The sequence below is a fragment of the Natronomonas sp. EA1 genome (genome assembly GCF_051195035.1).
Taxonomy (GTDB): Archaea; Halobacteriota; Halobacteria; order Halobacteriales; family Haloarculaceae; genus JBNTJV01.
The window spans coordinates 691,124-711,909 of the sequence record NZ_JBNTJV010000002.1 but is presented as its reverse complement, the minus strand read 5'-3'; the positions used below and the strand labels follow the sequence as shown (position 1 = coordinate 711,909).

22 protein-coding genes are annotated in these 20,786 nt (G+C 67.9%); 10 read left to right on the top strand and 12 right to left on the bottom strand.

Going from position 1 to position 20,786, the window contains the following annotated elements; all coding sequences use genetic code 11:
- Positions 1–397 precede the first annotated feature (397 nt).
- Positions 398–553: a DUF7556 family protein gene (locus ACQUQR_RS09655; protein WP_435196254.1), complete on the top strand. Its 156-nt coding sequence runs from the start codon at positions 398–400 to the stop codon at positions 551–553.
- A 27-nt stretch (positions 554–580) separates the two neighbouring features.
- On the opposite strand, the gene phaC is transcribed toward ACQUQR_RS09655, so the two are convergent.
- From phaC to ACQUQR_RS09635, 4 genes are read right to left on the bottom strand one after another with little or no spacing between them, the layout of a single operon-like run.
- The gene (gene phaC / locus ACQUQR_RS09650; protein ID WP_435196253.1) at positions 581–1,948 is read right to left on the bottom strand and encodes a class III poly(R)-hydroxyalkanoic acid synthase subunit PhaC; all 1,368 of its coding nucleotides are present in this window, start codon (positions 1,946–1,948) and stop codon (positions 581–583) included.
- 1 nt (position 1,949) lies between these two features.
- The gene (locus tag ACQUQR_RS09645) at positions 1,950–2,492 is read right to left on the bottom strand and encodes a poly(R)-hydroxyalkanoic acid synthase subunit PhaE (RefSeq protein ID WP_435196252.1); all 543 of its coding nucleotides are present in this window, start codon (positions 2,490–2,492) and stop codon (positions 1,950–1,952) included.
- A 42-nt stretch (positions 2,493–2,534) separates the two neighbouring features.
- On the bottom strand, positions 2,535–3,167 hold the full coding sequence (locus ACQUQR_RS09640; protein WP_435196251.1) for a hypothetical protein: 633 nt from the start codon (positions 3,165–3,167) through the stop codon (positions 2,535–2,537).
- Positions 3,164–3,472, bottom strand: coding sequence for an AbrB/MazE/SpoVT family DNA-binding domain-containing protein (locus ACQUQR_RS09635; protein ID WP_435196250.1), 309 nt, complete (start codon positions 3,470–3,472; stop codon positions 3,164–3,166). Before ACQUQR_RS09635 ends, ACQUQR_RS09640 begins: the two co-directional genes overlap by 4 nt.
- A gap of 138 nt (positions 3,473–3,610) precedes the next feature.
- Here ACQUQR_RS09635 and ACQUQR_RS09630 point away from each other — a divergent pair, with 138 nt between their 5' ends.
- The gene (locus tag ACQUQR_RS09630; RefSeq protein WP_435196249.1) at positions 3,611–4,204 is read left to right on the top strand and encodes a MaoC family dehydratase; all 594 of its coding nucleotides are present in this window, start codon (positions 3,611–3,613) and stop codon (positions 4,202–4,204) included.
- Here ACQUQR_RS09630 and ACQUQR_RS09625 read toward each other — a convergent pair.
- The 3 genes from ACQUQR_RS09625 to ACQUQR_RS09615 all read right to left on the bottom strand — a co-directional run bounded on the left by ACQUQR_RS09625 (position 4,201) and on the right by ACQUQR_RS09615 (position 7,337).
- The gene (locus tag ACQUQR_RS09625; protein ID WP_435196248.1) at positions 4,201–4,497 is read right to left on the bottom strand and encodes a hypothetical protein; all 297 of its coding nucleotides are present in this window, start codon (positions 4,495–4,497) and stop codon (positions 4,201–4,203) included. The two genes, ACQUQR_RS09630 and ACQUQR_RS09625, sit on opposite strands and share 4 nt — an antisense overlap.
- A gap of 63 nt (positions 4,498–4,560) precedes the next feature.
- Positions 4,561–5,049, bottom strand: coding sequence for a KEOPS complex subunit Cgi121 (gene cgi121, locus ACQUQR_RS09620; RefSeq protein WP_435196247.1), 489 nt, complete (start codon positions 5,047–5,049; stop codon positions 4,561–4,563).
- Positions 5,049–7,337: an ATP-dependent DNA helicase gene (locus tag ACQUQR_RS09615; protein ID WP_435196246.1), complete on the bottom strand. Its 2,289-nt coding sequence runs from the start codon at positions 7,335–7,337 to the stop codon at positions 5,049–5,051. The genes cgi121 and ACQUQR_RS09615 overlap by 1 nt, the downstream gene beginning before the upstream one ends.
- 90 nt (positions 7,338–7,427) lie before the next feature.
- On the opposite strand from ACQUQR_RS09615, the gene ACQUQR_RS09610 reads away from it, so the two are divergent.
- Positions 7,428–7,670, top strand: a complete 243-nt coding sequence (locus tag ACQUQR_RS09610; RefSeq protein ID WP_435196245.1) for a ferredoxin — start codon at positions 7,428–7,430, stop codon at positions 7,668–7,670.
- Between the two features lie 645 nt (positions 7,671–8,315).
- On the opposite strand, the gene mdh is transcribed toward ACQUQR_RS09610, so the two are convergent.
- Positions 8,316–9,230, bottom strand: coding sequence for a malate dehydrogenase (gene mdh / locus ACQUQR_RS09605; protein ID WP_435196244.1), 915 nt, complete (start codon positions 9,228–9,230; stop codon positions 8,316–8,318).
- 125 nt (positions 9,231–9,355) lie between these two features.
- Here mdh and ACQUQR_RS09600 point away from each other — a divergent pair, with 125 nt between their 5' ends.
- From ACQUQR_RS09600 to ACQUQR_RS09585, 4 genes are all read left to right on the top strand, one after another.
- On the top strand, positions 9,356–9,502 hold the full coding sequence (locus ACQUQR_RS09600) for a hypothetical protein (protein ID WP_435196243.1): 147 nt from the start codon (positions 9,356–9,358) through the stop codon (positions 9,500–9,502).
- 50 nt (positions 9,503–9,552) lie between these two features.
- Complete coding sequence (locus tag ACQUQR_RS09595; protein ID WP_435196242.1) at positions 9,553–10,809, top strand: MFS transporter; 1,257 nt, start codon at positions 9,553–9,555, stop codon at positions 10,807–10,809.
- Between the two features lie 42 nt (positions 10,810–10,851).
- Positions 10,852–12,903, top strand: coding sequence for an excinuclease ABC subunit UvrB (uvrB, locus tag ACQUQR_RS09590; RefSeq protein WP_435196241.1), 2,052 nt, complete (start codon positions 10,852–10,854; stop codon positions 12,901–12,903).
- 93 nt (positions 12,904–12,996) lie between these two features.
- Positions 12,997–14,457 carry a sodium:solute symporter family transporter gene (locus tag ACQUQR_RS09585; protein ID WP_435196240.1) on the top strand — a complete coding sequence of 487 codons (1,461 nt, stop codon included), beginning with the start codon at positions 12,997–12,999 and terminating at the stop codon, positions 14,455–14,457.
- Positions 14,458–14,536: 79 nt separating this feature from the next.
- On the opposite strand, the gene ACQUQR_RS09580 is transcribed toward ACQUQR_RS09585, so the two are convergent.
- Positions 14,537–16,267: an excinuclease ABC subunit C gene (locus tag ACQUQR_RS09580; RefSeq protein ID WP_435196239.1), complete on the bottom strand. Its 1,731-nt coding sequence runs from the start codon at positions 16,265–16,267 to the stop codon at positions 14,537–14,539.
- Between the two features lie 26 nt (positions 16,268–16,293).
- A complete protein-coding gene (locus ACQUQR_RS09575; protein WP_435196238.1) occupies positions 16,294–16,809 on the bottom strand; it encodes a hypothetical protein in 516 nt (171 codons plus the stop codon).
- Between the two features lie 71 nt (positions 16,810–16,880).
- Between ACQUQR_RS09575 and ACQUQR_RS09570 the strand changes: the two genes are divergently transcribed.
- The 3 genes from ACQUQR_RS09570 to ACQUQR_RS09560 are packed head-to-tail and all read left to right on the top strand — an operon-like array spanning position 16,881 to position 18,991.
- Positions 16,881–17,141 (top strand): hypothetical protein, encoded by a 261-nt coding sequence (locus ACQUQR_RS09570; protein ID WP_435196237.1) that lies wholly within the window; start codon positions 16,881–16,883, stop codon positions 17,139–17,141.
- 54 nt (positions 17,142–17,195) lie between these two features.
- Positions 17,196–18,104, top strand: coding sequence for an ATP-binding cassette domain-containing protein (locus tag ACQUQR_RS09565; protein WP_435196236.1), 909 nt, complete (start codon positions 17,196–17,198; stop codon positions 18,102–18,104).
- Positions 18,101–18,991, top strand: a complete 891-nt coding sequence (locus tag ACQUQR_RS09560; RefSeq protein ID WP_435196235.1) for an ABC transporter permease — start codon at positions 18,101–18,103, stop codon at positions 18,989–18,991. Before ACQUQR_RS09565 ends, ACQUQR_RS09560 begins: the two co-directional genes overlap by 4 nt.
- 3 nt (positions 18,992–18,994) lie before the next feature.
- On the opposite strand, the gene radA is transcribed toward ACQUQR_RS09560, so the two are convergent.
- Positions 18,995–20,029 (bottom strand): DNA repair and recombination protein RadA, encoded by a 1,035-nt coding sequence (gene radA / locus ACQUQR_RS09555; protein ID WP_435196234.1) that lies wholly within the window; start codon positions 20,027–20,029, stop codon positions 18,995–18,997.
- 132 nt (positions 20,030–20,161) lie between these two features.
- Positions 20,162–20,785, bottom strand: coding sequence for a PspA-associated protein PspAB (gene pspAB / locus ACQUQR_RS09550; RefSeq protein ID WP_435196233.1), 624 nt, complete (start codon positions 20,783–20,785; stop codon positions 20,162–20,164).
- Position 20,786 lies beyond the last annotated feature (1 nt).

Sequence of the window (20,786 nt, the reverse complement as noted above, 5' to 3'; positions counted from 1 at the left end):
CGCTGTCGCGTCACCCTTGCCCGCTACGCTTTCACAGCGCCAGCTCTACCCGACCAACAATCTGCTTCCGAAGAGCGAAGGCTGTTACTGTCTGACATTCCGATGGTCCGTTTTTAGTGTATGTGGTTAAATTTACCGTTATAGCCCCGCCACACGCGTCGGTGCTTTGTGTTTGTCATCTGTTCGTTTACCGAACGTGCCATACGTCCACAGATGTCTTATGAATACGACCGATTATAGGTGTCGTTTGCTAAAATCTGGATTTTACCATCCCTGATAAACAATGACGTAATACGTCGCCCTCTGTCGGTTTTCGTTCGCCGTGTTCCCGAGGAACCGACGGGATCCGTCTGTCGCATCGTCATGTTTATATAAGGAGTGGTAACTAATGACAAGCATGGCACCGGATACGGCAGCCACGTCCGCACCGGCCGAGAGCGAAGTCATGACCGCCGTCGACGCGGGGTCGCTCGTAATCGCCGACATCGCCCGGGAGGACGCGTGGCTCTCGATGCCGTCGACGGAGGCACCGGCTCTCGCCGACTGCCGTTAAAAAGGGAACTGTGGGGGGAACGAGGGGTTACTCGTTCGCCTGCTCGATCCAGTCTTCAGCGCGAGCGACGCCCACCTTCGCCGCCTCGGCGACGGTCTCGGGGTCCGCCTCGCGGAGCTGGGCGACCGTGTGGATGCCGGCGTCGATGAGCCGCTCGGCGTACGTCGGGCCGATCCCGTCGATCCGCTCCAGGTCGGCGCCCTCCGTCTCCGCGGGCTCGAACGCCTCGGCGTCGAGGTCGGCTTCGCCCGAGTCCTCGGCGGCTCCCTCGGCCGCCTCCACGTCGAGCTCCTCCTCGACGGGGGACTTCTCGAAGTACCACTCCGCCACCTTCGGCCACACGTCGCGGTGGGAGGAGCCGGAGACGGCGAGGCCGATGTGGCCCGTGGGGTACTCGATGGTGGTCACGTCGTCCGACCCGACCACGTCGTTGAACGGCTTCGAGGACTCCGGCGGGATGAGGTGGTCGTACTCGCCGACGATCTGGAGGACCGGCATGTCGATGTTCCGGACGTCCACCTTCTCGCCGTCGAGCTCGTAGGTGTTCTCGTAGAGGCTGTTCCGCTGGTAGACCTCACGCAGGAACTCCACGTAGGTGTCCCCCGCGAGGTCGATCCCCTCCGAGAGCCACTTCTCCATCCGCGCGAAGTTCTCGACGAAGTCGTCGTTCTCGATGTTGTCGTACAGCCGGACGTACTTCGAGACGTAGTTGGAGACGGGGTCCATGAGCGCGAACCCGACGTCGAGCAGTTCCGCGGGCATGTTGCCGAACGTCTCCGTGATGTCCTCGGGGTCGTAGTACTCCTCGGAGCCCCAGAGTTCGAGCATCCCGCCAGTCCCGTCGAAACAGAGGCCGGCGGCCATCAGCCCGAGCGACCGGACCTTCTCCGGGTGGAGCGCGGCGTACATGACCGAGAGCGTCCCGCCCATGCAGTAGCCGAGGACGTTGATCGAGTCCTGGTCCGAGCGCTTACACACCTCGTCGACGCAGTTGTCGATGTAGCGGTTGACGTAGTCGCCGATGGTGAGGTGCTGGTCGAGCCGCGAGGGCTCGTTCCAGTCGATGAGATACACGTCGTGGCCCGCCTCCAGCAGCCGCCGGACCACCGAGCGGTCCGGCTGCAGATCGAGGATGTACGGCTTGTTGATGAGCGCGTAGACGATGAGGATGGGGACCTCGTGTTGCTCCTCGGACTGCGACTCGTAGTGGAGCAGCTCCAGTTTGTTCTCGGTGTAGACGACCTCACTCGGGGTCTGGCCGACCTCGACGGCGTCCATCGTGTCGAGCTGGTCCTCGGCGACGTTGGCCTTCTCGACGCTCTCGACGGAGGCCTCGAGTAGCTCCCGCTGGGTGTTGAGCGCGAGCGCGAACGGGTTCAGCTGTTCGTTCGCCATCTCACTCCTCCAGATGCTCCAAGACGCGGTCGAGCTTCTTCTCGACGGCGTGCTGCCGACGCTCTAACTCGATGAGTCGCTCGCCGACCTCGTCCATGTCGTCACGCGTGGGTAGGCCCATGCGCGTGAGGGTGTCCTGCGAGACGTCCTCGGCCTCGCGCTGGAGCTCCATCATCGACTCGACGACGTTGCCCGTGGCGGCAGCGAACGCGGTCGTGCCCATGACTTCTTTGAAGGCCTCGTTGGCGGACTGCAGCCAGATGTCACGGAACTCCGTGACGGCCACGTCCTCGCCCTCGGCGGCGTCGGTGAGCCGCTCGAACATCCGGTCGGCGGCGTCCATCCAGACGGAGTAGGCCGCGTTGTACGACTCGAGTGAGTCCTCCATCGCGTCCTCGTCGGGCATCGACTGGTCCATCGTCTCCGCCCAGGCCTCCATGAACCGGGCCTGTGCGTCCATGTTCTGCTCCACGGACTCGGCGACGGCCTGGTTCATGTTCTCTACCATGCGGTTCCACTGCTCTTGCATCTCGTTATCTGTCATGGGTTGTCATTGGGCACGCGCCCGAAATAAAATCGAAGGTCGTTACTCGGCGTCCTGCAGCTCCTCGACGCGGCCCTGCATCTCCGAGAGCTGGCCCTGGAACTCCTCGAACTGCTCTTTGAGCTGGCCCTGGAAGCGCTCGGTCTGCTCCTCGAAGCGGGCCTGCATCTCCTCGCCCTGGGCTTCGAGCTGGTGCTGGACCTCCTCGAACTGGGCGACGGACTCCTCCAGCGCCTCGACCGTCTGGTCCTCGAACTGCTCGTGGTTCTCGAGCAGCTGCTCGAGCTGTTCGTTGAGGAAGCCGAGGTACTCGCTCAGGGCCTCGTCGTAGGCGTCGATGCCCTTCTCGAACTCGGCCTCGACGGCGTCGAACGCCTCGGTGTGGCTCTCCTCGAGCTGGGCGAACTGCTCGTCGACGGTCTCACGGACCTGCTGGAGCGCGCCGGCGGAGCCGGGGACGGTCGCCTCGACGGCGTCGAAGTAGGCGTGGAGCGCCTCCTGCGTGAAGGCGACGCCCTGCTTCTGGGCCTGCTCCGTGGAGTCGAAGCCGTCGAGCATCGCGTCGTTGACGCGCTTCTGGAACTCGACGCCGTTCTGGATGGCTTCCTGGCTCTGCTTGATCGTGGTGCGCTGCATCTCGAAGGCTGCGGTGATGGGGGTAGTGTACTGACTCATTTGGAATCACGTCGGTTGCGTTTGACCGGGATGACGACTGTCTGCACGATGTCACCTTCCTCGATGTCGAGCGCCTCGCGCTCGGCATCGGGAATGGAGATGCGGCCGCCGGACTGGACGCGGGTCTTGAAGGTCGCGAGCTGGCTCATCGCACCCAGCTGGGTGCCGAGCGAGCCCATGCCCGAACTGCCACCGAGCAGCTGCTGCATGAACTCCTGCTGCTGACCCACTGCCTGCTCCTGTGCCTCCTGGAACGCCTTGAAGACGTTCGGGGGCCACATCATGCCGTCATTCTCGTCGGTCATCCGATATCACCACTAACTACCTTCAAGGCTATAAATCTTCCCCTGAATACCATCTGTTACCATCTGTTGCCATCGAGTGGAGTATGGCAGACCTTGACCACCACCCTTTAGTAGTCAACTATCGTATCCGTTCGCTAGATGAGTACGACCTCGCACCCGCTGTTCGACATGTGGTCGCGCACCTCGACCGTGGTGCTCGACGCCATGTTGGAAGCGAACCGGGCAACGGCAGCGGCGTTCGGTGTCTCCGTCGATGCGGCGGAGCCGGCCGAAACCATCAGTATCGAACCCGACAGTGACCTCGAGGAGTGGACCGTCGAACGGCAGATCGCCGGTCCCGAACCGACCGTCGGTGACAGCGTCCGATTCGCCAAGACGCTCACGGAGGCGGACGTGGGCCGGTTCGCCCTCGCGTCCGGTGACACCAACCCCATCCACCTCGACAGGGAGTGGGCCCGCGAGAGCCGGTTCGACGGCCGCATCGTCCACGGCACGCTCGTGGCCGGGCTCATCTCGGCGGCGCTCGCGCGCCTGCCCGGGAGCGTCATCTACCTCTCACAGGAGCTGGAGTTCCAGGCTCCCGTCCGGCTCGGGGACGAGGTGACCGCCGAAGTGGAGATCGTCGAGGACCTGGGTCACGACCGGTTCCGCCTCCGGACGACCGTCCTCAAAGGTGAGACCATCGTCATCGACGGCGAGGCGGTCGTCCTCATCGACGACCTCCCCGCCTAGTTCGAGAAGACCTCGTCGAACCGCTCGTCGCGCCGGAGTTCGTCGGTGAGCGCCGCCCGTGCCTCCTCGGGGTCGGCGAACGTGTCGTAGTTGTCCGCGAGCCGGTCGAGCGCGTCCGCGAGCGTCTCCGTCTCGTTCACGAGGTCGGTCTCGGCCGCCCGGTAGTCGATGGCGAGTTCGTCCGAGTTCGTCGGGTACGCACCCTCCTCGTCGGGCACCTGCTCGAGGATGTGTTCGACGTGTTCCGCGCGTTCCTGCTGTCGATGGCGTGCCGTCCGCTGTGGGTCGGTCATGTGAACCACCTCTCGTCATCGACGGCCGCCGCCCGGAAAACGCTGGTGGCGACCGTCGTCCCCTTACCGCTCGACGACGAGCAGCGCCACCCGCTCGCGCACCAGTGCGCCCAGCGGCGCCGCCGTCGCCTCGCGCTCCGTCTCCGAGATGCCGAAGTAGTCACACACCCGGTCCTCGTCGTAGGCCCCCAGCGTCTCCGCCGGGGTGAGCAGGTCCTCGACCGCCGCGACCGCCGCGGCCTCGTCGCCCCCGTCGACGAGCACCACGACGGGTGTCTCCCCAGCCGCGACGCCCATCGTGAGCGCGCGGTCGATCTGGCGGCGCCCCGCCGCGTAGAGCAGCACCTCCATCCCCCGGTCGCGGGCGATGGCGTGGCCCCGCTCCCGCTCGCGGTCCGCGAGCTCCAGCGCGAACGCGAGATGCTCCTCGCCGACGACGTACCGCGCGTCGAACGCCTGCACCGTCGCCCCCGTCTCGTCCTCGATGTCGGCCAGCGTCGCCACGAACGCGCCCACGTCCGTCACCGTCGCGACCCCCTCGACCAGCGCCATCAGAAATCACCCAGGCTGGCCTGGTCGTCGCCCGTCTCGGTCGCTTCGTCCGCATCCCCGCCATCCACTTCCGCCGCCGGCGCGGCGTCCGGGTCGGGGCGAACCCCCTCCATCGACGGCTCCGGGTGGCCGGCGTTCTCCAGCACGTTCTCCGCGGTCTTCCGGCGCCCCCGGAGCGCGGCGAGCACGACCCCTTTCTCGGCGTTCCGGAGGTCGCTCCGGGTCTCGATGCCGGCCTCGAACAGTCGTCGCGCACGCTTGCGCCCGACCCCGCGCACGCCCGCGAGGTCGATGAGCTCGTCTCGCACGCCGTACTGGACGCGCTTCTTCGCCTCCCGCACGGCGACGGTACAGTCGAGGCCGAGTTCGCCGGCGAGCGATTCGGCGGCGCCGAGCAGCCACTCCGCGGTATCGACCTTCCCGCGCACGTCGCCCGGGCCGACCCCGTAGCGCTCGGTGATGCGGTCCTCGTCCACCTCGCCCGCCCAGTCCTCCAGGAGGCGCGCGGTCTTCAGCGCGGAGAGCCAGTCGTCGAACCGCTCTTCGAACTCCGAGGGGAACTCTCCCAGGAACTCCGTCTCGCGCTCGTACGCGAGCATCGTGTACTCCTCGCGCTCGCCCGACCGGAGGTAGAGTTCGTACATGTCGGGGGTGCGGCAGACGAGGTGATACAGCCCCATCGCGGTCGGGTCCTCCGCGCTCTCCAGCCCGTCGATGACCGTCGCCGCGCTCATCGGGTCGAGATACAGTCTGGAGACGGTGTGGCCGAGCGGGGTCGCCTTCAGTCGCCCGCCCTCCTCCGCGATGAAGTCGTTCACCCGGAGGTACGCGAGCATGTCGTCCATCACGCGCTCGATGCGAGCCTGTCCATCAGTTTGGGTCGCGTACAGCGTCTCGCCGAGGAACTCGAGCAGTCCCTCCCGTGAGTCCGCGAACCCCGAGGCGATGGTGGCGAGCAGGTGCGTCCGCATCGCGGGTTCCGCGGCGAGCTTCGACCGGACGGCCTCGGGGTCGGCCCAGACGTACCGTTCGAACAGCTCGTCGAGCTCGTCGTGGCTGTTCGCGAGCAGGACGGCCTCGCCGTAGGGGTCCATCCCCGGTCGCCCCGCGCGGCCCATCATCTGGTGGACCTCGAGCACGGAGAGCGGGGCCATCCCGCCCGCGTTCCCGTCGTATCTGCGCCAGTCGCGGACGATGACTCTCCTCGAAGGAGTGTTCACACCCGCGGCGAGGGTGGGGGTGGCACAGACCACTCGCAGGAGCCGGTCGCGGAACGCGTCCTCCACGAGCGAGCGGTGCTCGCTCGCCAGCCCCGCGTGGTGGAACGCCGCCCCCTGCTCCACGGCCTCGGCTAAATCCTGGCTCGTCTCGGTGTCGGAGACGCCCCGAATCTCGTCTGCGACCGTCTTCAGCGCTGCGAGCTCGTCCCCGTCGAGGAACTTACTGGTCGTGGAGGCCAGCCGTCGGGCCGCGGCCTCCGCGTTTCTTCGGGAGTTGACGAAGACGAGGGCGCTCCCCCCCTCCTCGGTGACGTTCCCCTCTTCGTCCAGCTCGTCGGCGATGGTGTCACGCAGGATGGCCGCGGTGGCCTTCTCCCCGCTCTTGACTCGTAGCTCCCGCTTCGAGCCGTCGTCGAAGTGGAGCGCCTGCCCGTAGTGGACCCCCTTTCGCAACTCGATGGGTCGCCACGTCGAGTCGACGAGGTTCGCGTCGAGCCACTCCGCCAACTCCGCGGCGTTCCCCACCGTCGCGGAGAGCGCCACGACCTGCAGGTCGGGGTTGCGCTGGCGGAGCTTCGCGAGCGTGACCTCCAGCGTTGGTCCACGATTGGGGTCGTCCACGAGGTGGACCTCGTCGGAGACCACACAGTCCAGATCGTCGATCCACGGCGCACCGTTTCTGACCAGCGAGTCCACCTTCTCGGAGGTGGCGACGACGATATCCACCGAGGAGAGCCACTCGCCGGAGGACTCGTAGTTCCCGGTGGAGACGCCCACCGAGATGTCGTACTCGGAGAAGGCCTCGAACTCGGCTTTCTTCTCCGAGGCGAGCGCGCGCAGGGGGACGATGTAGAGGGCCTTCCCGCCGCGCTGGACGGCCGAGAGCATCGCCAGCTCGGCGATGAGGGTCTTCCCCGACGCCGTGGGGATGGAGGCGACGAGGCTCTCCCCCTCGGTGACGCCGCGCTCGACGGCCTCCGCCTGGGGCGGATAGAGCGATTCGATGCCGTCCGCACGGAGGTGGTCGGGGAGCCACTCCGGGACGGCCGGGATGTCCGCAACGTCCATGTACCGGCGTTTGGCCGTCATCGCGTTTAAAAGGTCGCTTCGCCCCCCGTGCGTCGGCATCTCTTTCCTTCCCCCCGTCGAACCCCGGGTATGCGCATCGAGTTCGACCGGGACGTCTGTATCGGGATGTACCAGTGTGTCGCGGAGTGGGACGCCTTCGAGAAGAACTTAGAGGAGGGGAAAGCCGACCTCGAGGGGAGCGAGGAGACCGAGGAGGACGTGTTCGTCCGTGAGATCCCCGCGGACGCGGAGTTCGACGCCCAGTTCGCGGCGCGGGTGTGTCCCGTGGACGCGATAAAGGTGTTCGACGACGACGGCGAGCAGGTTGTTTAAATTCTGACTTTCGTTTCTCTGCGAACGGTCTCTTCTTTAGCGACGGCGTTTCGAGTGCTGCGACCGCCGATAACAGGTAGAAAGCCCCCCGGACGCTCGCGGTCGCTGCGCGAGATATTCGCTTCGCGAATAGGGCTCGCGCACCGACTCCCCTCCGGCGCGAGCGCCGGGCCCCTTTCAGTCCCACCTGGGTCGATTGTTGAGCAGGCCATCGCGGGTCGGCTGGTCGGCAAGCTATCGCGGAGGTGGGACTGAAAGGGGCCGCTCTCTCGGCGAAGGAACGGACGGGAAAGCACCGCAGGAGCGAACGGAGTGAGCGACGAGGAGCGCACCCGCCGTACCGAGTCGAGAGAGCGGGGGCTTTCTATCCGGTGTTGGCGGACCCGGTAGCAGAATAGGTAGCTGGGGCTTTCGAGGTGGTATTGGCTAACCGGTAAAACACCGCGACGGTGGCACGGCCAGAACAGAAACGCCCGAACAAACACCAATCATCTCAAAGACGGCACAATCGTTATATATCTCCGTCGAGATTCCCCCCACTGAGAGCCATGACTCGAGAGGAGCAGTCACACGTCCCGGAGTGGGCGGGGTTCGTCGGGGAGCGCGTTCCCGAAACCGAGCCGCGGCGAGAATAGGGGGACCGACTTACGCGATCTTGTCGTACTGGTCGCGGAGCTTCTCGGCAGCGTCGTCCATCAGCTCCTGCTCGTAGTCGTCGAGCTCCCACTCGACGACCTCCTCGATGCCGTTCGCGCCGAGCTTGACGGGGACGCCGAAGGCGGTGTCCTCGTAGCCGAACTCGCCGTCGAGCTTGAGCGACCCGGGGAGCACCTCGCCGGTGTCGTCGAGGACGGCCTCGACCATGTGGGCGACGCCCGTCGCCGGGCCCCACTGGGTCGCGCCCTTCCGGGAGATGACGTCCATCGCGGACTCCTGGAGGTCACCGAGGATCTCCTCCTTCTCGTCGGCGGAGAACTCGGGGTCGTTGCCGTCGACACGGACCTTCGAGAAGACGGGGACCTGTGCGTCGCCGTGCTCGCCGAGGATGGTGGCCTCGACGTTCTTCACGGGGACGTCGAAGCGCTCGGAGAGCACGTAGCGGAAGCGCGCGGAGTCGAGTCGGCCGCCGAAGCCGATGACCTTGTGGCGGTCGCGGTCGCCGGCCTCGTACAGGTGCCGATTGAGGAGGTCGACGGGGTTCGAGGTGGTGATGGAGACGAAATCGTCGTTGTACTCGGCGAGCGAGGAGCCGATGTCCTCCATGATGGGGGCGTTGTCGCCCGCGAGGTCGATGCGGGTCTGGCCCTCCTTGCGGGGGATGCCGGCCGTGATGACGACCACGTCGGAGCCCTCCGTCGCGGAGTAGTCGCCCTGCACGACGCGGGTGTTCGAGTCGTAGGCGATGCCGTGGTTCGTGTCCGCGGCCTGCCCGATGGTCTTCTCTTCCATCTTCGGGATGTCCACGAAGACGAGTTCGTCGGCCACGTCGCGAAGCGCGAGGTTGTACCCCGCGGCGGCACCGACGGTCCCGGCAGCGCCGATGATGCTAACCTTCGTCATAATCGTTCGAAACCGCGAGGGCGCCACCGTTAACTCTTGTCTTTTGGGCGATACCGGCGGTTTCGACGGCTGTCGAGTCGGTTTTCGTCCGCTGTCGTCATGCCCGTCGAGCGCCTACCGTACTCATGGCGCACTATCGCTGTCGGCGCTGTGGCCGCGAGTTCGAGGACGGGCCGACCCTCCGGGCCCACATGCGTCGGCGACACCCGACCCGACCCGAGGCCCGCTGGTGGCGGGCGGCCGACGCCGACCTCCTCCCGTTCGAGCCGTAGCCCGTTGCGCGGACGGGTAGCCTTTTCCCGCCGCTCCGCGGACCCCCTGTGTGACCCCGGAGCGCCGCCGCTGGTTCGTGTTCGCCGTCCTCGCGTGCGCGTACGCGCTCGTTGCAATCTATCGGCTCTCTACGGCCGTCCTCTCCGAGTCGCTCGCCGTCGCGTTCGACGCCTCGGGGGCCGAACTCGGCACCCTCCACGCGATGTTCTTCGTCGTGTACGCGCTGCTCCAGCTCCCCGCAGGGGTCGTCGCGGACCGCGCGGGCGCGCGCTGGAGCGTCGCGGGCGGCACCGTCACCTTCGCCGTCGGCGGCCTCGCGTTCGCGCTCGCTCCGTCCTATCCCATGGCGCTCGCGGCCCGCGCGCTCATCGGCGTGGGCGCGTCGTTCCTGTTCATCGCCATCCTCCGGTTCTGTGCGAACTGGTTCCGTCCCGGCGAGTTCGCCCGGATGTCGGGGCTCACCATCGCCGTCGCCGGCTTCGGTGGCATCCTCGCCACCACGCCGCTCGCGCTGGCCGTCACCGCGTTCGGCTGGCGTGAGACGATGACCGGCGTGGCGCTTCTGGGACTGCTCCTCGCCGTCCTCGTCGTCCTCGTCGCGCGTGACTCCCCCGCGGACGCGGGCTACGAACCCATCCACGGGGTCCCGACCCCGGAGGCCCCTCGCCTGCGGGAGGTCGCGGGGAACGTCCGGCGCGTCCTCCGCGAGCCCGAGACGTGGCTCGCGGGGCTCGTGCTGTTCGCGGGGACGGGCATCAACGTCACCGTCTTCGGGCTGTGGGGGGTCCCGTACGTCGTCCAGACCTACGGCCTCCCGGTGACGGGAGCCTCGACGTTCACCCTCCTCGGGAGCGCGGGCCTGCTCGTCGGCCCACCCGTCGTCGGCGCCATCTCGGATCGGCTCGGCCGTCGCACGGAGGTCATCGTCACCGGCATGGGGCTCTACATGGGCGCGTTCGCCCTCTTGGCCCTGCTCGGCGACCCCCCGCTCGCCGTGGTCGGGGTCTGCTTCTTCGCCGGCGGTTTTCTCGCTGGGGCCTACGCGCTCTCGTATGCCGTCGTGAAGGAACGGCACCCCGCCGCGGCCTCCGGCGTCTCGACGGGCACCATCAACACGATCGGGTTCACCGGGGCGGCCGTCCTCCCGACCGCGATGGGCTTGATTCTGGACTCCTACGCCACGGGCCGGACCATCGGTGGCGCGCCGGTCTACTCCGTCGCCGGCTACCGGGTCGCGTTCGCGCTGGCGGCCGGCGTCGCGTTCGTCGCCTTCTGCTGTGCCGTCGGCCTCCACGTCCGGGGGTAGGCGAGCGCACGGCTCAAGTGTCCACGACTCCCATCCCGGACAATGAGTGATAGCGGGCCCCTCCAGCCTGACACGCCGAACGAGGCGAAACCGTTCCGGGTCGACGCCCCCTTCGAGCCCGCGGGCGACCAGCCCGAGGCCATCGCCCAGCTCGCCGCGGGCTACCGCGAGGGGATGGCCGACCAGACCTTGCTGGGCGTCACGGGATCGGGGAAGACGAACACCGTCTCCTGGCTCGTCGAGGAGCTCCAGACGCCGACGCTCGTGCTCGCGCACAACAAGACGCTCGCCGCCCAGCTGTACGAGGAGTTCCGCAATCTGTTCCCGGACAACGCCGTCGAGTACTTCGTCTCCTACTACGACTACTACCAGCCGGAGGCCTACGTCGAGCAGACGGACACCTACATCGACAAGGAGATGTCAATCAACGAGGAGATCGACCGGCTGCGCCACTCCGCCACCCGGTCGCTCCTCACCCGCGACGACGTCATCGTCGTCGCGAGCGTCTCCGCTATTTATGGACTGGGTGACCCCGCGAACTACGAGGAGATGGCGCTGCGGCTCGAACAGGGCCAACGGATCGACCGCGACGAACTGCTCGCCCAGCTGGTCGACCTGAACTACGAGCGCAACGACGTGGAGTTCACGCAGGGCACGTTCCGCGTGCGCGGCGACACGGTCGAGATCTTCCCGATGTACGGCCGCTACGCGGTCAGGGTCGAGTTCTGGGGCGACGAGATCGACCGGATGCTGAAGGTCGATACACTGGAAGGCGAGGTGAAAAGCGAGGAGCCAGCCGTGCTCGTGCACCCCGCGGAACACTACTCCATCCCCGAGCAGAAACTGGAGCAGGCCATCGGGGAGATCGAGGAGCTGATGGAGTCCCGGGTGAAGTACTTCGAGCGACAGGGCGATCTGGTGGCGGCCCAGCGCATCGAGGAGCGCACCACCTTCGACATCGAGATGCTCCGGGAAGCCGGCTACTGTTCGGGCATCGAGAACTACTCGCTGCATCTCTCGGACAGGGAGTCGGGCGACCCGCCGTACACCCTCTTGGATTACTTCCCCGACGACTTCCTCTGTGTCGTCGACGAGTCGCACGTCACGCTCCCCCAGATCAAGGGCCAGTTCGCGGGCGACAAATCGAGAAAGGACTCGCTCGTGGAGAACGGCTTCCGGCTCCCCACCGCCTACGACAACCGCCCGCTGACGTTCGAGGAGTTCCGCGAGAAGACCGGCCGAACGCTGTTCGTCTCCGCGACGCCCGGGGATTACGAGCGCGAACACTCCGAGCAGGTGGTCGAACAGATCGTCCGGCCGACCCACCTCGTCGACCCCGAGGTGGAGGTCACGTCGGCGACGGGGCAGGTCGACGACCTCATGAACCGCATCGACGAGCGCATCGACCGCGACGAGCGCACCCTCGTCACCACCCTCACCAAGCGGATGGCCGAGGACCTCACGGAGTACCTCGAGGAGGCGGGTGTCGAGGTGGCGTACATGCACGACGAGACCGATACGTTGGAGCGCCACGAGATCATCCGTTCCCTCCGATTGGGGGAGATCGACGTACTCGTCGGCATCAACCTCCTGCGCGAAGGATTGGACATCCCCGAAGTCTCGCTCGTCGCCATCCTCGACGCCGACCAGCAGGGGTTCCTCCGCTCGGAGACGACGCTGGTCCAGACGATGGGTCGCGCGGCTCGAAACGTCAACGGCGAGGTCGTCCTCTACGCCGACGAGCGCACGGACGCGATGAACGCCGCCATCGAGGAGACCCAGCGCCGTCGCCGCATCCAGCAGCAGTTCAACGAGGAGCACGGCTACACGCCCACGACCATCGAGAAGGAGGTGGGCGAGACGAACCTCCCCGGCTCCAAAACGAAGACGGGCGGCGTCAGCTCGCTGGAGGCCGACGACGCGGACGAGGCCCAGGAGCTCGTCGAACAGCTCGAAGGGAGAATGCAGGCCGCCGCGGACAACCTGGAGTTCGAACTCGCCGCCGACATCCGCGACCGCATCCAGACCCTCCAACGTGAGTTCGACCTGAACGTCGTCGACGAGGGCGTGCCAGCCCCGGCCGAGGACTTTTGAGGTCGGGGACAGCCGCTGCCCCGGGATGTTCGGCGCCGGGTTATTCTCCGGTAATACCACCAATTATTAGTTCTCGCACGGGAGAGCGGAGGTATGGTCACGACGACGACTGCCCTCGCCGCGACGGTGCTCACGCTCGCGGCGTTCGCGGCGCTCGGGGTCGCCTACTCCCGGGGCCGCGTGGGTGACATCGAGTCGTTCCTCACCGCGCGGGACACCGCGGGGGCGGGGACGCTCACGGCAACGCTCATCGCCTCCTCGATGGGGGCGTGGATACTGTTCGCGCCGGCGGAGGCGGGCGCGGCGTTCGGCGGGCTCGCGGCCGTCCTCGGCTACGCGCTCGGGAGCGCCATCCCGCTCCTCGCGTACGCTCACCTCGGGCCGCGCATCCGACAGCTCATCCCCGAGGGCCACTCGCTCACCGAGTACGCCCGAGCGCGCTACGGCCGGGCGATGCACGCCTACGTGCTCTGCGTGAGCGTCGCATACATGTTCGTCTTCCTCGCCGCCGAACTCACGGGTATCACGGGCGCGCTCGCGCTCGTCGCCGGGGTGCCCGCCTGGCAGACCGCCGCGCTCGTCGGGGGGTTCGTCCTCCTCTACACCGGCTACGGCGGGCTCACGGCCAGCATGGTGACGGACACGGCCCAGACGCTCGTCCTCCTCCCCCTGCTCGCCGTCGGCTTCGCGGGCGGCATCCTCGCGCTCGGGGGGCCGAGCGAGGTCCACGCGGCCGTCGCCGCGAGCAACCCCCAGCTCCTCTCCCCGGGCTTCCTCCCCGGGGTCACCTTCGGCGTCTACGTCGCCGTCGCCATCCTCGGCGCGGAGATGCTGAACCAGGCGTGGTGGCAGCGCATCTACGCCGCGCAGGACGACGCCACCCTCACCCGCGCGTTCCGGGTGGCCGCCGTCGCCGTCGTCCCGATGGTCCTCCTGGCGGGGCTGTTCGGCGTCGCCGCCGCGGGGCTCGGTGTGGTCGGGGAGGGGGAGGCCTCCATCGCCTTCTTCCTCCTCGTGAGCGAGGCGTTCCCCGAGTGGGTCGTCCTCGCCGTGGTCCTCGTCGCCGTCCTGCTGGTGGCGTCCACCGCCGACACGCTGTTCAACGCGATCTCGAGTCTCGTCACCGCGGACCTCTCGCGGCTCCTCGACTCGCCGAGCGACGCGACGCTCACCCGGAGTGCCCGCGCGCTCACCGCCGTCGTCGCGCTCGCCGCGGCGTTCGTCGGGGCACAGGGGTACAGCGTCCTCGCGGTGTTCCTCACCGCGGACCTGCTCGCCGCCGCGACGTTCGTCCCCCTGCTCGCGGGGCTCTACACCCCGCGGCTCACGGGGACGGGCGCGCTCGCCAGCGCGCTCGCGGGCCTGCTCGCCGGCGTGGCGCTGTTCCCGCTGACGCCCGTGGCGCTCCCGCTTCCCCGGTCGTTCTTCAACGCCTTCCTCGCCGCGGCTGGCGTCTCGGCGCTCCTGACGGTCGTCGCGACCCGGCTCTCGACTGCCCGCTTCGACACGGCCCGGCTCGCCGACGCCGGCGCGCTGGAGGTGGGCGATGATTAGCGCCCTCGCCTTCACGCTGCTCGTCTGGGGCTGCGTGGCGCTGGTGCTCGCGGTGTTCGCCTACGAGCTCCGGGTGCTGTCACAGGCGTGAGAGCGCTTCCGCGGTCGCTTCGCCCACCCCGTCCACGTCCCGGAGCTCCGACTCGCTCGCGTTCCGGACGCCCTCGACGGAGCCGAACCGCCGGAGTAGCCGCGTTCTGAGTTCGGGGCCGACGCCCGGCACGTCGTCGAGCCTCGACCGGACCTCGTCGCGCAGGCTCTGGTGGTAGGCGACGGCGAACCGGTGGGCCTCGTCGCGCACGCGCTGGAGGAGATGGAGATGCGGCGCGTCGTCCGGCCACCGGTGCGTGCGGTCGGGGGTGACGACGAGCTCCTCCTGCTTGGCGAGCGCGACGGCGGACACGTCCCAGCCCACCTCGTTCAGCGCCTCGCGTGCCGCGTTCAGCTGCCCCTCCCCGCCGTCGATGAGGAGCAGGTCGGGGTCGGGGCGGTCGTCGCGGCCCTCCACCGCGCGCTCGGCCCGCCAGCGAATCAGCTCCCGCATGTTGGCGTAGTCGTCGTTCCGCTCGGTGAGTTTCTTTCTTCGATACCCGGCCTTCTCGGGGTCGCCGTCGACGAAACAGACGTCCGAGCCGACCACGGCCTTCCCCTGTGCGTGGCTCACGTCGAACCCCTCGATGCGCGTGATTCGCGACAGCCCCAGCGCCTCGCCGAGCATCGCCCCCTCGTCCCGGCCCCCCGAGCGACGGCGGGCGTTCTTGACCGCCAGGTCGACGAGCGTGGCCTCCCGCCCCCCGCCCGGCACCCGGACCGCGACGCCCTCGCGTTCGAGCCACGAAATCACGTCGGGGTCGTCCGGCCGTTCGGGGAGCAGGATGGCGTCGGGGAACTCCCGCTCTGCATAGAACTGCGTCAGGAACGCGGAGAGCACCGCAGCCACCCGCTCGGTGTCCTCCGGGGCGTCCATGCGGTGCTGCTCTCTGTCGACGAGCTTTCCATCCGCGCTGTGGAGCCGCGCGACGGTGGCTCGCTCGCCCTCGACGGCGACCCCGAGCACGTCGACGGCGCGCTCCTCGGTGGTGTGGACGGCTTCGGCCTCCCCTGAATGAAACGCCTCCACGGCCTCCAGCTTGTCACGGAGGTTCGCGGCCCGCTCGAACTCCCGGTTTCCGGCGGCAGCCTCCATCTCCTCGCGCAGCGGCTCCGCGAGCACCCACGTCTCCCCTTCGAGGAAGCGCTTCGCTCTCGTCACGTCCTCGCGGTACTCGGGAATCTCGATCTCGCCCGTGCAGGGCGCGGTACACAGCCCCATCTCGTAGTCGAGACACGGGCGGTCCCGGTTCGCGTACTTGTGGTCCGAACAGCCCCGCAGCCCGAACGCCTCTCGCAGGGCCTTGATGACCGTCTCCACCCGCCGTTTGCTCGTGAAGGGGCCGAACACCGTCGCCCCCTCGTTCGGGTCGCGGGTGCTCTCGATGCGGGGGGCGCGGTGGCTCGTGAGCTGGACGAGCGGGTAGGACTTGTCGTCCTTCAGCCGGACGTTGTACTTCGGCTGGTGGCGCTTGATGAGGTTCGCTTCCAGCAGGAGCGCCTGCGTCTCGGTGTCCGTGACGGCGAAGTCGATGCTCGCGGCGCGGGCCACCATCCGGCCGATGCGGGCCGACCGTGGGTCCGCGTAGGAGCGTACCCGGTCGCGCAGCTCCACGGCCTTCCCGACGTAGAGCACGGTCCCCTCGCCGTCCTCGAACAGGTAGACGCCCGGGTCGCGCGGGAGGTCACCCGCGCGCTCGCGGACCTCGCTCGGCTGCATTCGTTCTCGGTTGGGTGCCGGCGCGGTTAGGCCTTCTCCCACGCGGTGAGCAGGTCACGGACGGCTGTCGCGTCCCCCGATAGCTGGACGGGGTCGCCACCCGCCACCTCGATTTCGACCACGCGCTCGCGAGAGGCGAGCCACATGGCGACCCCGAACAGCCCGACGAGGACCCCGAGCACGCCCAGCAGGAGGAGCGCCTCGTCCAGCAGCGCGATGGCCGAGAGGATGGACTGGATGGCTCCGAGCCCCGGCACCCCCGCGGTGTTCTCGATGCTCGTGGCCCCGACGACGCCATCGACGGGGGCGAGCACTCCCCCAGCCAGCGACGCGACGCCGAGCACGAGCGCCTGTCCGCCCCACGAGAGCGACTCCGTCTCGCTCACGGTCCGCGTCCGGACGCCCCCGACGTTCGGGCGCTCGATGGGCCGGTAGGCCGCCCCGAAGACGAGAAGCCGGTGGCTCGTCGCGACCAGTCGGGTGTCCCCGACGGTTGCCTCCAAGAGCTTCGTCTCGCCGGCGTAGAGGAGGTCGTCGTCCATACCCCCTCTGTGCTCGCTCGCCGGTATGAACCTTCGTGCGACTTTTCCACCTCCCCAGAGAAAGAGGGGCAATGACGGACACGGTCCAGTGCTGGCTGGTCGAGCGGTCGTACGACTCGCGGAACCTCGTCACGCTCGTCTACGCCACCCCCGACGGCGAGCGCGCGGTGACGAAGGAGATCTCCGCGAACATGCTGATGAACAACCCCGTCACCGCGGCGGACGACGTGCCCGAACGGAAGCTCACCCCGGTCGACGACGACCTCGTGGAGCGCTACCGGACGGAGGTCGCGCGCGTGCAGGCGAACAACGGCCCGGACGAGGAAATCTAGGCTCCCCAACCCGCGGCCTGAAGGCCTTTGTGTGGTGGGGAGGTAGCGAAGGGTATGCCAGCTATCGAACTGGACGGCGTCACCAAACGGTTCGGCGACGTCCACGCCCTCGACGGCGTCGACCTGTCCGTCGACGAGGGCGAGGTGTTCGGCTTCCTCGGCCCGAACGGGGCGGGGAAATCCACCACGATCAACGTCCTCCTCGACTTCGTCCGACCCACCGCGGGTGAGGCGCGCGTCCTCGGCCACGACGCCCAGGACGAGAGCGTCGCCATCCGCCGGCGGACGGGCGTCCTCCCGGAGGGGTACGACACCTACGACCGCCTGACCGCCCGCCAGCACCTGGAGTTCGCCATCGAATCGAAAGGTGCGGACGACACCCCCGACGCCCTCCTCGACCGCGTGGGTCTCTCCGACGCCGCGGACCGCAAGGCCGGCGGCTTCTCGAAGGGGATGACCCAGCGGCTCGCGCTCGCCATCGCGCTCGTCGGTGAACCCGACCTCCTGATTCTGGACGAACCCTCCACCGGCCTCGACCCGAACGGGGCCCGCGAGATGCGGACCATCGTCCGCGAGGAGGCGAACCGCGGGGCGACGGTGTTCTTCTCCTCGCACGTGCTCGGCCAGGTCGAGGCGGTCTGTGACCGCGTCGGCATCTTGAGACAGGGAGAACTCGTCGCCACCGACACCATCGAAGGGCTCCGCGAGGCGAGCGGCGCGGAGACGACCCTCGAGATCGAGGTCGGCTCCGTGGACGACGACGCGCTCGCCGCGGTCCGGGCCATCGACGGGGTGAGCGAGGCGCACGCGGACGGCTCCACCGTCGTCGTCGGCTGCGACGGCGACGTGAAGATGGCCGTCCTGAACGCGCTCGAGAACGCCGGCGTCGAGGTCGGTGACTTCTCGACGCGGGAGGCCTCGCTCGAAGACATCTTCGCCGCGTACACGGAGGGGTCGGCATGAACCCCGACTCCGTGCGCGCCGTTGCGAGGAAGGACTTCATCGACGCCGTGCGCTCGCGCGGCCTGCTCGCGCTCACCACGCTGTTCGTCGTCTTCTTCGGCGCGGCGGCGTTCTTTTTCGTCACCCAGATCGGCGGGAGCGTCCAGCAGCAGGCGGGGAACGTCCTCTCCTCGAACAGCTTCCTCCGGTCGCTCTCGAACATCACGCGGCTGTTCGTCCCGCTTACGGGCGCGGTCGTGGCCTACGCGGCCATCGTCGGCGAGCGCTCCTCGGGGACGCTGAAGCTCCTGCTCTCGCTGCCGCACGACCGGAGCGACGTGGTCGTCGGGAAACTGCTCGGGCGCGGGGCCGTCGTCGCGGTGCCCGTCCTCCTGGGCCTGCTCATCGCCGTGCCGATGTTCCCGCTCGCGGGCGTCTCGTTCGACCCGCTGAACTACCTGCTGTTCGCCGCGCTCACCGTCCTCGTCGGCCTCGCGTTCGTCGCCATCGGCGTCGGCGTGAGTGCCTCGACGGACTCGAACACCCGCGCGGCCATCGGGACGTTCGTCCCGTTCGCCTTCTTCGCACTGCTGTGGGGCCAGCTCGCGGGAGAGGTCGTCAGGCGGCTCCAGAGCCAACTCGACCTCGGTCAGCAGGCCTTGCTGGAAGTCTACTTCGGGTTCCGGGCGCTGAACCCGCTCGCCGCGTACCAGATGGTCGCCTCGTCCATCGGCTCACCGCGGGCACAGCTGTCGCTGTTCAGCCCGCCCACCCGACAGAGCTACGCCCAGCAGTTCGGGAGCTTGCCGTGGTACCTGAGCGACGCGGCGCTTGTCGGTATCCTCGTGCTGTGGGTGGTCGTGCCCGTCGCGGTCGGCTATCTGGCGTTCGAGAGGAGCGACCTGTAACCCTTACTCGGGTTTGAGGCCCACACCCTGCACGCGCATCACGGCCTCCCCGTCGGGGAGGTTCGGCGCGTCCACGAGCTTCACGATACGCTTGTCACCCTTCGATTTGCGGAGGTACATCCGGAAGGTGGACTTGTGGCCGAGGATGTTCCCACCGATGGGCTTCGTCGGGTCGCCGAAGAACGCGTCGGGGTTCGACTGGACCTGGTTCGTCACCAGCACCGCGGCGTTGTAGAGGTTGCCGACCTTGTCGAGGTCGTGGAGGTGTTTGTTGAGCTTCTGCTGGCGGTTGGCGAGCTGGCCACGGCCCACGTACTCCGCGCGGAAGTGGGCGGTGAGCGAGTCGACACACAGCAGGCGGACGGGGTACTCGTCGTCCTCGTACTCCTTCGCGATCTCCTTCGCCTTCTCGGCGAGGAGGATCTGGTGGTTGGAGTTGAACGCCTTCGCGACGTGGATCTTGTCGAGCATGTCGTCGACGAGCGCCACGAGGGCCTCCTCGTCGTCCGCGGTGCCCTCGATCTCACGGTCGTCGAGCGTCGCGTCGATGACCTCCTCGGGGAGCCCGCGGACCATCTCGTCGATCCGCTCCGGGCGGAAGGTGTCCTCGGAGTCGATGAAGATACAGCGGCCGCCGAGGCCCCCGACCTCCTGCGGGAGCTGGACGTTCACGGCGAGCTGGTGGGTGATCTGCGATTTGCCGGCCCCGAACTCACCGTAGACTTCGGTGATGGACTGGGTCTCGACGCCGCCGCCGAGCATCTCGTCGAGCTCGTCGATGAGGAACTTGAGCTTGCCGATCTTCTCGCGTCGCGCGAGCACGGCCGAGCCGGTCTCGAAGCCGCCGATGTCGGCGGCCTTGCGGGCCGCCTGGATGATGTCCGCGGCGGAGGACTCGCCCACGTCGGCGGTGTTGGAGAGCTCGCCGGGGGAGGCGACCGCGATGGACTGATAGGAGTCGTAGCCGTTCTCGCGGAGCTTCTCTGCGGTTGCGGGGCCGACGCCCGGAAGGTCCTCGAGGTCTGCGTCACTTGCCATACCCCATCGTGTGGCCCCTTCGGGTATAAACCCACGTTAACAGGAGAGTGAAAGTGAAAATGCGGGTGGGGAGTCGCCCCGTACGCTCCCGTGTCCGAGGGTCTATCCGGGAAAAGAACAGTTCCGCTCCGCCTATCGGTCGTCGGCCAGCGCCGCACCCCACGGGTGGGTGTCGCCGTCGGGCCACAGCGGGTACCAGTACTCCTTGTCGGCCTCGAGGCCGAGTTCTCCCTCCAGCACGGACTCCAGTTTGAACTCCGCCATCCCGTCACGTTCGTGGCCCCCAGCAGGAACGAACGGGTAGTACGCGCCCCGGCGGAAGGAGTAGACCCAGTAGGCGTTCGCCCCGTCGCGCTCGAAGGCGAAGACCGCGGCCAGGAGCCGGGAGCCGAAGCCGGACTCGATAAGCGTGTCGGCGGCGAAGTGGATCGAGGTGACGAGGTCCTCGAAATCGGGGTCCGCGAGCACGACCCACTCGTAGCCGTGGGTGTCACGTCGGAAGTCGGCGACCGTCCCGGTCTCCTCGCCGCCCGCGTCGAGGATGGCCTCCACCTCCTCCTTCGCGCGGGTGAACGCGGTGGAGTCGACGCCCGAGAAACAGAGCGCGGCCTCCCCTGCCGAGTGATAATCGAGGTCCGCCTCCATCGTGACGTACGCGGTGCTCATCCCGAACAGGTCCTCCGGGTCGGCCTTCCGGGTCGCGTCGGCCTCTGCGGCCATGCCGAGCGCCTGCTTGATGGTGTCGAAGACGCCCATC